Source organism: Corynebacterium aurimucosum (assembly GCF_046895345.1).
GTDB lineage: Bacteria > Actinomycetota > Actinomycetes > Mycobacteriales > Mycobacteriaceae > Corynebacterium > Corynebacterium aurimucosum_G.
Genome location: NZ_CP160096.1, coordinates 20980 through 36507, shown reverse-complemented (window position 1 = coordinate 36507; position 15528 = coordinate 20980). Strand labels below are relative to the sequence as shown.

At 57.4% G+C, this 15528-nt stretch carries 15 protein-coding genes; 3 read left to right on the top strand and 12 right to left on the bottom strand.

Annotation, left to right across the window (positions count from 1 at the left end):
* Nucleotides 1-46 precede the first annotated feature (46 nt).
* Together ctaD and nrdF are read right to left on the bottom strand one after the other, a co-directional pair.
* Complete coding sequence (gene ctaD / locus ABZS45_RS00180; protein WP_070645904.1) at nt 47-1738, bottom strand: cytochrome c oxidase subunit I; 1692 nt, start codon at nt 1736-1738, stop codon at nt 47-49.
* Between the two features lie 339 nt (nt 1739-2077).
* A complete protein-coding gene (gene nrdF, locus ABZS45_RS00175) occupies nt 2078-3067 on the bottom strand; it encodes a class 1b ribonucleoside-diphosphate reductase subunit beta (protein ID WP_070443354.1) in 990 nt (329 codons plus the stop codon).
* Nucleotides 3068-3171: 104 nt separating this feature from the next.
* On the opposite strand from nrdF, the gene ABZS45_RS00170 reads away from it, so the two are divergent.
* Nucleotides 3172-3882, top strand: a complete 711-nt coding sequence (locus ABZS45_RS00170; RefSeq protein WP_070645902.1) for a FadR/GntR family transcriptional regulator — start codon at nt 3172-3174, stop codon at nt 3880-3882.
* Here ABZS45_RS00170 and nrdE read toward each other — a convergent pair.
* The 5 genes from nrdE to ABZS45_RS00145 all read right to left on the bottom strand — a co-directional run bounded on the left by nrdE (nt 3879) and on the right by ABZS45_RS00145 (nt 8831).
* Entirely contained in the window at nt 3879-6041 is a 2163-nt protein-coding gene (nrdE, locus tag ABZS45_RS00165; RefSeq protein WP_412101112.1) for a class 1b ribonucleoside-diphosphate reductase subunit alpha, read from the bottom strand. The genes ABZS45_RS00170 and nrdE overlap by 4 nt on opposite strands.
* 62 nt (nt 6042-6103) lie before the next feature.
* Nucleotides 6104-6529, bottom strand: a complete 426-nt coding sequence (gene nrdI, locus ABZS45_RS00160) for a class Ib ribonucleoside-diphosphate reductase assembly flavoprotein NrdI (protein ID WP_412100145.1) — start codon at nt 6527-6529, stop codon at nt 6104-6106.
* Nucleotides 6530-6538: 9 nt separating this feature from the next.
* Complete coding sequence (gene nrdH / locus ABZS45_RS00155) at nt 6539-6778, bottom strand: glutaredoxin-like protein NrdH (protein WP_412100144.1); 240 nt, start codon at nt 6776-6778, stop codon at nt 6539-6541.
* A 478-nt stretch (nt 6779-7256) separates the two neighbouring features.
* Nucleotides 7257-7379 carry a type B 50S ribosomal protein L36 gene (gene ykgO / locus ABZS45_RS00150; protein ID WP_003847162.1) on the bottom strand — a complete coding sequence of 41 codons (123 nt, stop codon included), beginning with the start codon at nt 7377-7379 and terminating at the stop codon, nt 7257-7259.
* A 123-nt stretch (nt 7380-7502) separates the two neighbouring features.
* Complete coding sequence (locus tag ABZS45_RS00145) at nt 7503-8831, bottom strand: sugar porter family MFS transporter (RefSeq protein WP_412100140.1); 1329 nt, start codon at nt 8829-8831, stop codon at nt 7503-7505.
* A 27-nt stretch (nt 8832-8858) separates the two neighbouring features.
* On the opposite strand from ABZS45_RS00145, the gene nadE reads away from it, so the two are divergent.
* The gene (gene nadE, locus ABZS45_RS00140) at nt 8859-9683 is read left to right on the top strand and encodes an ammonia-dependent NAD(+) synthetase (protein ID WP_412100139.1); all 825 of its coding nucleotides are present in this window, start codon (nt 8859-8861) and stop codon (nt 9681-9683) included.
* 16 nt (nt 9684-9699) lie between these two features.
* On the opposite strand, the gene ABZS45_RS00135 is transcribed toward nadE, so the two are convergent.
* Nucleotides 9700-10425: a fructosamine kinase family protein gene (locus tag ABZS45_RS00135; protein WP_210388194.1), complete on the bottom strand. Its 726-nt coding sequence runs from the start codon at nt 10423-10425 to the stop codon at nt 9700-9702.
* A 740-nt stretch (nt 10426-11165) separates the two neighbouring features.
* Between ABZS45_RS00135 and ABZS45_RS00130 the strand changes: the two genes are divergently transcribed.
* Nucleotides 11166-11540 carry an Lrp/AsnC family transcriptional regulator gene (locus tag ABZS45_RS00130; protein WP_369333673.1) on the top strand — a complete coding sequence of 125 codons (375 nt, stop codon included), beginning with the start codon at nt 11166-11168 and terminating at the stop codon, nt 11538-11540.
* On the opposite strand, the gene ABZS45_RS00125 is transcribed toward ABZS45_RS00130, so the two are convergent.
* From ABZS45_RS00125 to ABZS45_RS00110, 4 genes are read right to left on the bottom strand one after another with little or no spacing between them, the layout of a single operon-like run.
* A complete protein-coding gene (locus tag ABZS45_RS00125) occupies nt 11529-12332 on the bottom strand; it encodes an ABC transporter ATP-binding protein (RefSeq protein WP_412100138.1) in 804 nt (267 codons plus the stop codon). The two genes, ABZS45_RS00130 and ABZS45_RS00125, sit on opposite strands and share 12 nt — an antisense overlap.
* A complete protein-coding gene (locus tag ABZS45_RS00120; RefSeq protein ID WP_412100137.1) occupies nt 12329-13408 on the bottom strand; it encodes a FecCD family ABC transporter permease in 1080 nt (359 codons plus the stop codon). Before ABZS45_RS00120 ends, ABZS45_RS00125 begins: the two co-directional genes overlap by 4 nt.
* A gap of 5 nt (nt 13409-13413) precedes the next feature.
* A complete protein-coding gene (locus ABZS45_RS00115) occupies nt 13414-14463 on the bottom strand; it encodes a FecCD family ABC transporter permease (RefSeq protein WP_080975080.1) in 1050 nt (349 codons plus the stop codon).
* A 6-nt stretch (nt 14464-14469) separates the two neighbouring features.
* On the bottom strand, nt 14470-15435 hold the full coding sequence (locus tag ABZS45_RS00110) for an ABC transporter substrate-binding protein (RefSeq protein ID WP_412100136.1): 966 nt from the start codon (nt 15433-15435) through the stop codon (nt 14470-14472).
* Nucleotides 15436-15528: the final 93 nt, after the last annotated feature.

The window sequence follows — 15528 nt, the reverse complement described above, 5'->3', positions numbered from 1 at the left end:
GGTGATGGGGAGGCGGCGTTTTCAGGAGTACTCAGCTAGTGAGTGCTTAGTGCCCGACGTGTGCTTCCTCGCGCATGCGCTTGACCATGTGCGGGTAGTGCAGCTCGAAGGCCGGACGCTCGGAACGGATGCGCGGCAGGGATACGAAGTTGTGGCGCGGCGGCGGGCAGGAGGTAGCCCACTCGAGGGAGTTGCCGTAACCCCACGGATCGTCCACGGTGACGATCTCACCGTAGCGCCAGGACTTGAAGACGTTCCACACCAGCGGGATAACCGATGCGCCGAGAACGAAGGAGAAGATGGTGGAAATCTGGTTGAAGACCGTGAAGCCATCAGACTCCAGGTAGTCAGCGTAACGACGCGGCATACCCATGTTGCCCACCCAGTGCTGAACCAGGAAGGTGCCGTGGAAGCCAATGAAGGTCAGCCAGAAGTGAATCTTGCCCAGGCGCTCATCCAGCATGCGGCCGGTCATCTTCGGGAACCAGAAGTACAGACCACCGAAGGCGGAGAAGACCACGGTACCGAAGAGGGTGTAGTGGAAGTGAGCAATCAGGAAGTAGGACTCAGCAAGGTGGAAGTCCAGCGCCGGAGAGGCCAGCATAATACCGGTCATACCGCCGAAGAGGAAGGTAGTCAGGAAGCCCATGGCGAAGATCATTGGGGTATCCCAGGTGATATGACCCTTCCACATCGTGCCGACCCAGTTGAAGAACTTCACGCCGGTCGGAACCGCAATGAGGAAGGTCATGAAGGAGAAGAACGGCAGCAGGACGGCGCCGGTCACGAACATGTGGTGAGCCCACACAGCCATGGACAGTGCACCGATGGCCAGCAGAGCGAAGACGAGGCCAATGTAGCCGAAGACCGGCTTACGGGAGAAGACCGGAACAATCTCGGAGATGATGCCGAAGAACGGCAGTGCCAGGACGTAAACCTCCGGGTGACCGAAGAACCAGAAGAGGTGCTGCCACAGGATGCCGCCACCGTTGGCGGAATCGAAGATGTGGCCACCCAGCTTGCGGTCATAGAGAACGCCCAGCGCTGCGGCGGTCAGCAGCGGGAAGATCATCAGCACGATGATGGAAGCGGTGAAGACAGCCCAGGTGAAGACCGGCAGACGGAACATGGTCATGCCTGGCGCACGCAGGGTGAGAACCGTGGTGATCATGTTGATGGCGGAAGCAATGGTACCGACACCGGTAGCACCCACACCAACAATCCACATGTCAGCGCCGATGCCCGGGGTGTGAACCGAGTCAGCCAGCGGCACGTACATGGTCCAGCCGAAGTCAGCAGCACCGCCCGGGGTCAAGAAGCCCGCGAGCATCACGATGCCGCCGGTCAGGGTAATCCAGAAACCGAAAGCGTTCAGACGCGGGAAGGCCACATCCGGTGCACCAATCTGCAGGGGCAGAACGTAGTTACCGAACGCCCACACCACTGGTGTTGCAAACAGCAGCAGCATAACGGTGCCGTGCATGGTGAACAGCTGGTTGAACTGCTCGTTGGACAGGAACTGCAGTCCTGGGGTGAAAAGCTCAGCACGAAGAAGCAGAGCCATAAAGCCACCGAGGAAGAAGAAGCTGAAGGACATGATCATGTACATGATGCCCAGCTGCTTGTGGTCGGTGGTGGTTAGCAACGTCCACGCCTTGGAACCGGTCTTTGCATTACCAGTCGGCTCCGGACGTGTAGGCGCGACGTAATCGTCGAGCCGTGGCGCCACAGCGGTCATAAAATCCTCCTGAAGAACAAGCGTTTAACCACATCGGTATCACGCGTTTTCACGCGCCACACGCTCAGCGATCAAACACCTAGGTTTACTCGCATTATATTAGGCCACCTCAGGGCCAAATTTCCAGCGCTCTGTTATTTTCCACCGCCCTCGCTAGCCCCGTTTGGAGCAGATAACCCCTTGTACGCGGCCGACCCGCCGCAGCGCACCTTAACACTCGGTGATATAGAACACAGAAGGTCGGTCCTGTAGGCCCCGGAAAGCCAAAAACGCACCCCCTGAAAGAATCAAACTTTCGATTGATCCTCTCGGGAGGTGCGCGGTACCGACAGGGAGGGCTTAGAAGTCCCAGTCGTCGTCGGTGGTTTCCTCGGCCTTGCCAATTACGTAGGAAGAGCCGGAGCCAGAGAAGAAGTCATGGTTCTCATCGGCGTTCGGAGACAACGAAGACAGGATCGCTGGGGACACGCGGGTTTCATCCGCGGGGAAGAGACCTTCGAAACCTAGGTTGTTCAGCGCCTTGTTGGCGTTGTAGCGCAGGAAGCGCTTCACATCCTCGGTCCAGCCCAGTTCATCGTAAAGGTCCTCGGTGTAGTCAATCTCGTTCTCATAGAGATCGTAGAGCAAGTCGAAGGCATAGCCCTTCAACTCTTCCTGCTCCGGCTCCGAAAGCTCCTTGTAGCCCTGCTGGAACTTGTAGCCGATGTAGTAGCCGTGAACGGCCTCATCACGAATAATGAGGCGGATGATGTCGGCCGTGTTCGTCAGCTTTGCTCGCGACGAGAAGTGCATCGGCAGGAAGAAACCAGAGTAAAAGAGGAAGGATTCCAGCAGCACGGACGCTACCTTCTTCTTCAGCGGGTTATCTCCCTCGTAGTAGGACATGACGATCTTAGCCTTGCGCTGGAGGTTTTCATTCTCCTCAGACCAGCGGAAGGCGTCGTTGATCATGGGGGTCGACGCCAGCGTCATAAAGATATTGGAGTAGGACTTCGCGTGGACGGACTCCATAAAGGCGATGTTGGTGTACACGGCCTCCTCGTGGGGCGTGACGGCGTCGGGAAGCAGCGAGACCGCACCCACGGTGCCCTGAATGGTATCGAGCAGGGTGAGGCCAGCGAAGACGCGCATGGTGGTCTCCTGCTCCTTCTCCGTCAGCGTCTTCCAACTCGGGATGTCGTTGGACACCGGAACCTTCTCCGGGAGCCAGAAGTTACCGGTCAGGCGATCCCACACCTCAAGATCCTTCTCATCCGGAATGGTATTCCAGTTAATTGCTTTCACCGGAGCCTCGTGGCTAGCGATGTAATCGTCGTACTCGTGAGACACGCACGTCACCTCGTCTTGCTAGTAATTTTGGGGTTCGGTGCCATCGTACCCGCTAAAATTAGGGGCCAAAATTCCAGCGTGTTTTATACTTAAGTCCTGTTCTCATGACCCCAAGTTTCGATGGAATGACTGACTCCTCCGCTCCCCTCCTCAGCACCGTGCTCGACGCATTGGGCACGGACATCGTCAGCGGCACGCTGGCAGCCGGTGATCGATTTACGCTCACTGATCTCTGCGCGCGTTTCGGTATTTCCCGAACCGTAGCCCGCGAAGCCATGCGCGCGCTCGAGCACCTAGGGATGGTCTCCTCGTCGCGCCGAGTAGGTATTACAGTGCTCCCCATCAGTGAATGGGCGGTCTACGATCCCGCAATCATTTCTTGGCGTTTAGGATCCGAGAAATCGCGCGATAGCCAGCGCACCTCTCTTAATGATCTGCGTCTCGCCATCGAGCCTGTCGCCGCGGGCTTAGCCGCGCAGCACGCTTCCCCAGAAGATAAGGAAGAGATTTTGGACCTGGCCCACCGCCTTCAGGTCACGCCAACGCGGCGCGTGGGCGAGCACCTCGCCACAGATCTGCGCTTCCACGCCATGGTTCTCCATGCCTCAGGCAATGAAATGTTCACTGCGCTAAGCCCCTATCTCCTATCCATGGTGCGCGGGCGCTCCCTCTATGGTTCCCGCAAGCGCAACCCCACGGCCGGTACCGCACAGCTCCACCTCGATCTAGCGGAGGCAATCCACCGCGGTGACTCCCCCGAGGCAGAAAAAATCGCACGCGCCATTCTCATTGAGGCGCGTGCGAATAAAGACTAGAGCATGCAGGAAACGCAGCCCTCAACCTCGGTTCCCTCCAGCGCCATCTGACGCAGACGGATGTAGTAGAGGGTCTTAATACCCTTGCGCCAAGCGTAAATCTGGGCGCGGTTGATATCGCGGGTAGTGGCGGTGTCCTTGAAGAACAGCGTCAGCGACAGACCTTGGTCAACGTACTTCGTGGCCTCGGCGTAGGTGTCGATGATCTTCTCGTAGCCGATCTCGTAGGAGTCCTTGAAGTACTCCAGGTTGTCGTTGTCCATGTGCGGCGCCGGGTAGTAGACGCGGCCGATCTTGCCTTCCTTACGAATCTCAATCTTGGAGGCAATCGGGTGGATCGAAGAGGTCGAGTTATTGATGTAGGAAATCGATCCGGTCGGCGGCACCGCCTGCAGGTTGCGGTTGTAAATGCCGTGCTTGGCGACGTCCGCCTTCAGCTGCGCCCACTCCTCCGCCGACGGGGTGTGGATCGAAGACTTGGCGAAGAGCTCCTTGACCTTCTCCGTACGGGGAGCAAAGTCAGCCGGATCATAGCGGTCGAAGAACTCGCCACTAGCGTAGTCAGACTCGGGAAACTCGCTGAAGTACTCGCCGCGTTCGCGGGCCAGCTTGTTGGAGGCGCGCAGCGCAGCGTACATGATGGCGGCGAAGTAGGCGTTGGTGAAGTCCAAGCCTTCCTCGGAGCCATACTCAATGTGCTCGCGGCCAAGGTAGCCGTGCAGGTTCATCTGGCCCAGACCAATGGCATGGGAATCATCGTTGCCCTTGCGCACGGAAGGAACAGAATTGATGGCGGTCTTATCCGACACCGCGGTCAAACCACGGATAGCAGTCTCCACCGTCAGCGCGAAGTCCGGGGAATCCATGGTGGCGGCAATGTTCAGGGAGCCAAGGTTGCAGGAAATATCGCTGCCCAAGGTTTTGTAGGTGAGGTCATCGTTGAGCTCAGACGGGGAGTTGACCTGCAGAATCTCCGAGCACAGGTTGGACATGTTGATGCGGCCGGTCTTTACCGGGTTCGCGCGGTTCACGGTGTCCTCGAACATGATGTACGGGTAACCGGATTCGAACTGCAGCTCTGCGACGGTCTGGAAGAAGTGGCGAGCGTTGATCTTCTTCTTGCGGATACGCGGATCCTCGACCATCTCTTCGTAGTGCTCGGTAACGGAAATATCACCGAAAGCCTTGCCGTAGACACGCTCGACGTCGTACGGGCTGAACAGGTACATATCGTCGTTGTTCTTCGCCAGCTCGAAGGTGATATCCGGGATCACGATGCCGAGCGACAGTGTCTTAATGCGGATCTTCTCATCCGCATTCTCGCGCTTGGTGTCGAGGAAGTTCATGATGTCCGGGTGGTGCGCGTTGAGGTAAACCGCACCAGCGCCCTGGCGGGCACCCAGCTGGTTCGCGTAGGAGAAGGAATCCTCCAACAGCTTCATCACGGGGATGACGCCGGAAGACTGGTTCTCAATGTGTTTGATGGGCGCGCCAGATTCACGGATGTTGGACAGCAACAGGGCCACGCCGCCGCCGCGCTTGGACAACTGCAGAGCAGAGTTAATGGAGCGGCCGATGGACTCCATGTTGTCCTCGATACGCAGCAGGAAGCAGGACACCAGCTCGCCACGCTGAGCCTTTCCGGCGTTGAGGAAGGTCGGGGTAGCCGGCTGGAAGCGGCCGGTCATGATTTCATCTACAAGGTGCTCAGCCACCTTGGTGTCACCATCCGCCAAGAAGAGTGCGGTCATGGACACGCGGTCTTCGAAGCGCTCGAGGTAGCGGCGGCCGTCGAAGGTCTTCAGCGTGTACGAGGTGTAGTACTTGTAAGCGCCCAGGAAGGTCTTAAAACGGAACTTGAAGGCGTAGGCGCGCTTGAACAGGGACTTAATGAAATCAAAGTCGTACTGCTCGAGCAGTTCCGGCTCGTAGTATTTGTTGTCCACCAGGTAGCGCATCTTTTCTTCCAGATCATGGAAGTAGACGGTGTTCTGGTTGACATGCTGGAGGAAGAATTGGTTCGCGGCCTCACGGTCCTTGTCGAACTGAATCTTGCCGTTCTCGTCATACAGGTTCAGAAGTGCGTTGAGCGCATGGTAATCCAGCTGCTCCTCTGGCTTCACAGGTTCAGCGACGGTCTTACCCAATTGCGTGGTCACGACGTTCACGGGCCTTTCTTTGCTATGGCGAAATGGAGAGACAAAATAATAGGAATGAGGCTTTAGGCGGCTAAACCTAAAGCAGCCGCGTTGGCCAAGAGACCTTCACGGCAACTTGTGACATCTTCCTCGGTTCCGAGAAGTTCGAAGCGGTACACATAAGGAACCTTACACTTGGCGGCGATGACGTCGCCGGCCTTGCCAAAGTCACTGCCGAAGTTGCTGTTGCCTCCGGCTACGACAGCGCGGATGAAGCTGCGGTTGTGTTCGTCATTCAGGAAACGAATGACCTGCTTGGGAACAGGCCGCGTGTTCTGCCCGCTTATCGACGCCCCTCCCCCATACGTCGGACAAATCAAAACGTAGGGTTCATTCACGGTGAGGGGCTCATCGCTGAGACGCAGCGGGATGCGGGCGCTGGGAAGGCCGAGCTTCTCGACGAAGCGGTGGGTGTTTTCCGTAGCGGAAGAGAAATACACGACCAACATGGCTGTTCCCTAGGCACTCGCCGCCAGAACGGAGAGAGCCTTGATGCGGTCAGGGCGGAAACCGGACCAGTGCTCACCGTGAGCCTCAACGACCGGAGCCTGGACGTAGCCCAGAGCCATGACGTAGTCACGGGCATCATCATCCAGGGAGATATCCACCGTTTCATAGTCGAGACCAGCACGGTCAAGAGCCTTCTTGGTGGCGTTGCACTGGACGCAAGCGGGCTTAGTGTAGAGGGTGATGCTCATGTGACGTTCCTTCAGCTTCCTTCGGCACTACACGCGGAGTGACTGTTGAATTCGATACCAGCAGGGCGCTTAGTAGCCCCATATTAAAGCTTTGAACAGCGGTGCAGACCCGCCGCTCAAGCAACATCAACGACACTATACTTTGTGCCCGCACCCCGCAACTAGCACTATATATAGTAGTTACAAAGGTGATATTCCCAGGATGTAACCCGCCCCGACCCCACATGTTGACACCCCATCACTTCACCGATTGCCACGGCGGTAACTACACGGGTGATATTCCCTGCTCGTTCACCGAAGATTCACCTAGTTTGTGACAAACACCACTCGGTCCCCGGTTTTCGCCTCCCTCACACTGGCACGAAAGACTCCTTAAGCTCACAGAGGCAGTTTCAGCCCGGAGCGAAGCGGCAAAAGGAAACCGCCCCCTCCAACAAGCTATGAGCATGCTGAAGGGGGCGGTGCGAGTCCGTACGACTTAGCCCTGGCGAGCCTTGAAGCGCGGATCCTTCTTGTTGATCACGAAGACCTTACCGTGGCGGCGAATAACCTGGGCGCCCGGCTTCTTCTTCAGCGACCGAAGCGACTTGCGAACCTTCATCGGGCGCTCCTTTCGTTATGCGCAATCTTGATGCGATTGATTAGTTCAAAGCACAGCCGGGTAGACACCCAGCAATGACACGAGGAAAAATATTACCCCACGCGCGCGTCATAACCAAAACACTCAGCGTTCGGAGTAGCGGGAACGAAGTTGTTGGGCAACATCCTCGAGGCTCTCCCCCGCCGTTTCCGGAACGAGTGCGCGGGTATACCCCACCGCGACAAGTCCTAACACCGCAAAGATTCCGAAGGCCAGCGAGCCACCGAGCCACTCGACCACCGGCAAGAAGAACTGCGCCACCGCCCAGTTACTCACCCACAGCGCCAGCCCGGCGATTCCCATGCCCAAGCCGCGAACTTCGGGCGGCACAATTTCCGACATGAGCAGCCACGTGGCCGGGGAGACCGCCGCTTGTTGGAAGGCAATGAACGCCGCCATACACGCCAGCGCCAGCATAGCCAGCGGCGTGGAATCATAGGCGAAATGATAAGCCACAGCTAGGACCACGAGCGAAACGACGTTGCCGCTTAATCCTGTTAGCAACAACCGGCGGCGCCCCAGTCGGTCGATCACGCGCATGCCCACTAGGCACGCCGCAACGGATACCACACCAATCACCATCGACGTATACACCGAGTTGGTGGTGGAGATACCCACCTGGTTCATCATCGTGGGTGCGAAGTACACGATGGCGTTAACACCCGTAATCTGCTGGGTCAGGCCCATGAGCATGGCAAGCGCGATAGCCCAGCGCATCCAGCGGTGGCGTCGCAAAGCTCGCCATTCACCCGTGTTCGGCCGCGCGCTATGTTCCAACTCCGCTCCCCTCGCGCCAACCCGAGCGCTGACTGCAGCAGCTTCGCGCGTTCGACCTTGTGCCGCGAGCCACGCCGGGGTATCGGGGAGGAACACCATGCCGAGCGCCAACGCCCCGCCCGGGACCGCGGCCAGCCCGAGCATCCAATGCCAGCTGCCGCTTGCAGCCAACAGCGAGTTCACTCCGTACGCGAGCAGCTGCCCGACAACGATCATGAGCGTGTTGAGGGAGACCATCCGGCCCCGCACAGCCGCCGGGGTGATTTCGGAGATGTACATCGGGGAGACGATGGACACCGTGCCCACCGCCACGCCAAGGAAAGTGCGGGCGGTAGCAAGTTCCGCAGCTGAGTTTGCAAGCGCACACCACACCGAACCAGCCACGAAGATGAGTCCGCCGACAATGAGGGTTCGACGCCGCCCGATTACGCTCGCCACACGCCCAGCTGCCAGCGCACCGACCGCCGCGCCAACCAACAGCATCGAGGTCACGAGCCCTTCCTCATGGGCAGACATACCGAATTCCGGCCCCACAAAGAGGAGGGCGCCAGACATCACTCCGGTGTCATATCCAAAGAGCAGTCCTCCCAGGGCGGCTACGCCTGCGACCATCATGACGTAAGTATCTTTGTTCACGGGTTCCTATTGTCGCAGGCGGCTACCATGGTCGTCATGTCACACGAATCCTCAGACCTCCAGCACGACATCATTAAGGCCCTCGGCGTAAAACCCCGTATCGATCCAGCAGAAGAGGTTGAGCGCCGCGTCGCTTTCTTGGTGGACTACCTACGCACCACCGGCGCGAAGGGCTTTGTCCTGGGCATCTCCGGCGGCCAGGACTCCACCCTGGCCGGACGCTTGGCGCAGTTGGCGGTGGATCGCGTCGACGGCGCGCATTTCTGGGCCGTGCGCCTTCCCCACGGAGTGCAGGCCGACGAGGATGACGCACAGACCGCTCTGGACTTCATCGAGCCTGACTACTCCCTCACCGTCAACATTGCCGAGGCCACCACAGCTCTCGACGGCGCCGTCGCCAACGCCTTGCAACAAGACTCTCTGGGTGACTTCAATCGCGGCAACCTCAAGGCACGTTTGCGCATGGCCGCGCAGTACGCGCTGGCCGGCGAGGTCGGTGCGTTGGTCATCGGTACCGACCACGCCGCCGAAAACGTCACAGCTTTCTTTACCAAGTGGGGCGATGGCGCTGCCGACATCCTGCCTCTCGCCGGGCTCAACAAGCGCCAGGGCGCTCAACTCCTGAAACATCTCGGCGCACCGGATTCCACGTGGAAGAAGGTACCAACTGCTGACTTGGAGGATGACCGCCCATTGCTCTCTGATGAAGAAGCGCTCGGCGTCACCTACACCCACATCGATGACTACCTCGAGGGCAAGAACGTGCCTGACGACGCCCGCGAGCGCATCGAAACCCTCTGGCGCGGCGGCGCCCACAAGCGCACCATGCCGCCAGGACCCACTAGTGCCTAACGCCTCACAAGGAAGACTATCCGCCCAACGCTTCGAGCGTGGCACGTGCGGCCCGCTCGAGCGGTGCATAATACGCGGGACCATGCGTCATCGAATGAACCGCCAGCGGGTGTAGTTGATGCACCGGCACCCACTGGTGATACTCCTCCCCCACCCCATAACCACGCAGTATCTCGCCATAGTACGGCGTGCCAAATAGCTCCAGCATGGCCAAATCCGTCCACGGGTGTCCGCCGTGTGCGGCTGGGTCGATCATCACGGCCGACGAGGCAGTAAACAATACGTTTCCTGCCCACAGGTCGCCATGAATTCGCGCCGGTTTCACGTCCCACTCAACGGCTTTTATAGCCTCGCATGCTTGTCGAACTATCCCCTGTAGCTCTTGAGGCAGTCCTCCTATAAAAGGCGACACCCGCTGCTCGGCGTAGAACTCGCCCCAGGATTCGCATGGTTCGCAGCGTTGTTCCACGCGTCCAATGAAGTTCGCGCCCTCCCAGCCCGCCGGCGGCGCGCCGAAAGCGGGCGCTCCTGCTTCATGGACCGTACGGAGCGCAGCACCAAAAGCGCGGGCAGCGAGGGCACTCGGTCGCGACTGCTCAACCCGCCGAGTGCTAATAGATGTGGGAGTGACTTCGGCGACGTCCACGACGACGTCGCCATGCGCCTGCGCCAGCCATCTCAACCCAGCAGCCTCGGCACCAGCTTGATCAGGACGGGACACGGTCTTGGTGAAAACATCCATGTTCCCAGCATAGGAAAAGGCCGGCTCCATAACAGAGACGGCCACTGGTGGAGCTAACGGGATTCCATCGGTTTCTAAATATTACCCCTTGCCTAGCTGGCATTATGCCTATTTAACCTGCATTTATATTAGGTAATTTCTAACATCATTACGTCATTATATGACACAAAACGGCGCTAGAGTTCCCCGAAGGTTCCCCAATATGCAGAACGAAAACGAAAAGAAAAAGGCCCGAAGTATAAGCCCCTTCGTTCGTGGGGGCGAATTGAGCAACGCGGAAAAAATAGGTGGCGTGCCAGTTTCAAACACCAAGGCATTTTGCACAGAGCACCGATCACCTTTAAAGAAAAGAAGGACGCCGAAAGTTGGTTGAACCGCAATAAGGCAGACATCGATAAGGCAGAGGCATCGGGGATTAAATGGATCTCCCCCGCTGAAAAAGAGAAGCTAGAGCTGACAAACAGCACAACCGTGGAACAGCTAATAGACCTTTGACTAAACGAGAGCGACAGCATTACAAAAGAGAGCACTAGGCAATTCCATCGCCGCCGGATGACAGCCTTCTTCTTGAACTCAACGGAATACCTTCTAGGCATAGTTCAATCCTTCCTTAGCTGAGGAACTAAACCCAGGACGCTTCACACACTCGATTAAGCTGCCCTTTATCAAATAGGCGTTTCACCAGGTCTTCAAGCGTGGACTTCCGCTTGGATTGAATCGTCAATGAACTCGCGGATGCCGTGCACCTTTCCCCTTCCACTTGTATCCGACGAGTCCATGCACTGGAGGACGCTGGAATTATTCGGGGTTACGTTGCCCTGTTTGTTCCCACAAAGGTCGGCAAAGGATTTACCGCCTATGCCAGAGTTTGGCTCACCAGCCAGGACCTTGAGACTGTTGAGCGATTCATTCAAGAGAGTCAGCCACTTCCAGAAGCCGTGGAATGCCACCTCATGGCTGGTGAATGCGATGTAATGCTGCGAATAGTGGCGGCCGATCTCACCGCTTATCGTCAATTTCAGATCGACCATCTCACCCGCATCGATTGCGTCCACAACGCGAAAACTGAGGTGCACATGGAACAGGTAAAATTAACGTCAGAATTATCTGTTTGAATTTGATACTTGGTGGCTCCACGTTGGAATCATCAACGGTGCTCCAGACTCTGGGTCAGCGATGATCTTAGAATCCACACCAAATACGGTGCGCACGAGCTCTTCAGTAATAACGGTTGCAGGATCGCCGGTGGCTACAACTTCGCCGTCTTTCATGGCGATGATGTGATCGGCGTAGCGCGCTGCCTGGTTCAAGTCATGCAATACGGCGACCAGTGTGTAGTCCCGTTTCCGGTTGAGCATGCGGCAAAGTTCCAGCAGCTCAATCTGGTAGCTGACGTCTAAGAATGTGGTAGGTTCATCGAGAAGCAAGATTGGCGTCTGCTGCGCCAACGCCACCGCCATCCAGACGCGTTGGCGTTGACCGCCCGAGAGTTCATCGACAAGCCTGCCTGAAAGCTCCCTAATTCCGGTTGCCTCCATGGCCTCTTTCACCGCCTGCTCATCCTCGGGCGACCAAGGCTTGAACAAACTCTGGTGCGGGTAGCGTCCTCGTGAGACCAGATCGATGACGCGAATGCCGTCCGGGGCAACCGGGCCTTGCGGCAGAAGACCCACTTCACGCGCTACTTCTTTGGTGGGCTTTTTGTGCAAAGACTGCCCGTCTAAAAGAATCTTCCCCTCTTGCGGCGCAATCAAACGGGTCAAGCTCTTGAGCAAAGTGGACTTGCCGCAGGCATTGGGGCCAACGATGACCGTGAACTGGCCATCTGGAATCTGAAGATCCACGCCTGGGCAGATAACTTTGTCGCCGTATCCAAGCCGGGCGTTTTCTACTAGAAGTCGTGTCATTTGCGTCGGCCTTCTCTCATGAGCAACCACAGGAAGTACACGCCACCGATGGATACGGTGACAATACCTACTGGGAGCGGGGATTCAGGGTCAATTCTTTGGGCAACCGTATCGGCGAGTATTAACAGGAAAGACCCCACGGCTGCGGTGGGGGCCAGCGCCAGGCCATCAACGTGTACCAGGCGACGGGCAATCTGGGGCGCGGCCAGCGCGATGAAGGAAATCGGCCCGGCGGTGGCAGTTACCAGCGCCGTTAATCCGATGCCGGCAACAACTGCCAATAGTTGCACCCTGCGGACGTTTTGCCCCAGCGCAACCGCGAAAGGAATACCAATCTGCATCAAACGCATCGGGCGCGCCAGCAGTGCTGCCATCAGGATGAACACGGCAGAACCACAAAATGCCAGCAGCAGCGAATTCCAGGAGGTACCGGAGAGATTTCCCGCGCCCCACAAACTCGCCATGATGGCATCTTCCACCGTGGCAGTGAGCAAAATCCACACGTTGACCGAGGCCAGCATGGCGCTGACAGCGATGCCAACGATGATAAGACGCACGCCACCAGCGAATCCGCGCTTGGAGGCAAGGAAGAACACCACCATCGCGGTAGCGATACCTCCAGTGAGAGCCCCCAACAACGTAGCGGTGGTGCCACCGCCGAGAATCAACATGACGATGAGCGCGCCAGTATAGGAACCGGTCTGAAAACCAATCACATCCGGTGAGCCCAATGGATTCGCGGTGAGGTTTTGAAAGATAGCTCCACTCATGGCCAGTGTTGCGCCCAGCAGGATTGCCAGAAGCGTGCGCGGTGCGCGCCATTCCACCACAATCATGTTGGTGTAGGAATCACCGTTGCCGGTCAACGCCTGGAACGCTTCACCAACGGTGATGGATGCAGAACCATCAACCAAGGAGTACACCGCAATCAGCGCAGTCGCCAATAAGAGTCCACCTGTGACGACAGCTGTGCGCACCCCGATAAGCATCACCGGGCGTTCTTTGGGACCGATGCGGAAAATCTTTCGCCCGAATTCAAGCTCTTGCTTCGTATCCGGATTCGTTGTATGAACCATCGCGCTTAAACCTCCGGAATGCGGTACTTACGCACCATGTAAATCAACAGCGGTGCGCCAACGAATGCAGTTACTACTCCCACGGGCACTTCCCCAGCAGTAATCACGCGACCTATAACATCACTCACGCCCAAAACCGCTGGGGCCAAGACGATTGAATAGGCCATAATCCACCCTTGATGTGGGCCCACGATCATGCGGGATAGATGTGGTGCCAACAGCCCAATAAATCCGATGGGCCCCGCCGCCGCAGTAGCGCCACCGGCTAGCAGTGCAATTGCTACCAATACCACCAGCCTGGTTCTTTGCGGGTGCGCGCCCATAGCAACCGATGCCGCTTCACCCAGTGAAAGCACATCCAATGCGCGAGTGCTGGCCAGCGCAATAAGCAAGCCTACCAAGATAAATGGGGTGATGGACAAGGTGGCATCGAGAGGCTGCGATGCTGTGGTGCCCGCTGACCAGCCACGCATGCGTTCCAAAACTTCTGAATTGGTCAGCAACACCGCGGATGCAAAACCGCCCAGCACCGCCCCCAATGCCACACCGGACAAGGTCATGCGCACCGGACTGCCACGCAATGGACCACTGTTGCCAATGGCGAAGACCACCGCCGAGGTCACAATCGCACCAGCAAAAGACCACCACATGTACTGGGAGATATCTGTAACCCCAAAAAATGCCAGGCCAACAACCACCATGAGAGAAGCACCCGCATTAACGCCCAAAATCCCCGGGTCCGTCATTGGGTTTCTGGTCACAGCCTGCATCAAACCACCCGCGACCCCCAACGCACTACCGGCAACCAACACCAGGAAAGTACGTGGAACGCGAGACTGCCAGACCACCTGCGATACCGGATCCGCCGGATCCGGGTTAATCAGATAATGAAAAATATCCGACGGTGGAATGCTGCGTGAGCCCACCATCATGCTCAACACCAGCGCACCGGCACATAAGACCGCAATGATAATGAAACCAATGAGCCGGTTGGCCTGAGCAACTGGCCTTTCCACAGCCTTCGGGGCTGTGGAGGTGGTGGAACTTGCTGGCATAAAAGACTAGCTCACCTTGTCGTAGGTCTCTACCTTGTCTGCAAGATCCTGCAGCCAATCGGCATAGTTACGGCTGGTCAACGCACCCTTGGAAGACCACGTGGATACCTGGTCTGCCTGGACAGCTGGAAGGTTGTCCCACAGCTCCGCAGTAAATGGCGCCTCTGGGTCATAGTTTTCTACCAAGATGACATCAGCAGGGTAGGTCGAAGCATCTTCCCACGCCACTCGACCCCACGGGTTTCCTTCCGCTAGTGTGTCTGGGCCTGCGATGTTTGCGCCAAGTTCTTCCAGCATGTCCGCCTGCGGGAAGCCCACGCCGGTATAGAGCATTTCCTTGGTTGGGCTGGTCAGCAGGAAGTTGTAATCCTTGCCGTCTACTGCTGCGGTGAACGCTTCCTTGGCCGCTGCGAAGTCTCCATCTGCCGCCACGATGTTGTCAGCTTCTACGTCAGCGCCGAAGAACTCTGCAATCTCGCGGGTATCCGCAATCCTTTGATCAATGGAGCCTTCCGATGGCAGCGGCACGAAAGGCGCAACGCGCTGCAACTGAGCGTTGACGTCTTCATCGAACCAAGACCAACCCTTCGCGTTACCGTTGCCGATGATGGCATCCGGGCGCAGTTCAGCCAGCTTTTCCAGATCGATCTCAGCATCTTGGCCGATGGTCTCAATACCTTCGATGTCAGCATCACCCATCAACGCTGGGTTGTCACACTCAAAACCGAACAACGCATCCGGCTCAATGCCGTACTCGCGCAGAGAGCTATAGGCGTAGCAGTCCATAACGATGGTTTCTGGCTGGTTTTCGAAGTCGATGTTTAGCCCCTCAATACTGGGGTGGGACAGAGTCAGCTGCTCACCGTCGCCAGCCGCTGCATCTTCCCCCGAGGCTTCTTCCCCCGAGGTGGAGCACGCCGCAAGAACGAGGGCTGCAGCAGCACTTAAAGCCATCAATGCCGTCTTTTTCACTTGTTATTTCCTTTGCTGGGAATAGGGATCAATTAACCATGGCAAATATACACCACTTGAGTAGGGTTGCCTAACTTTTAATAGGTAGGACTA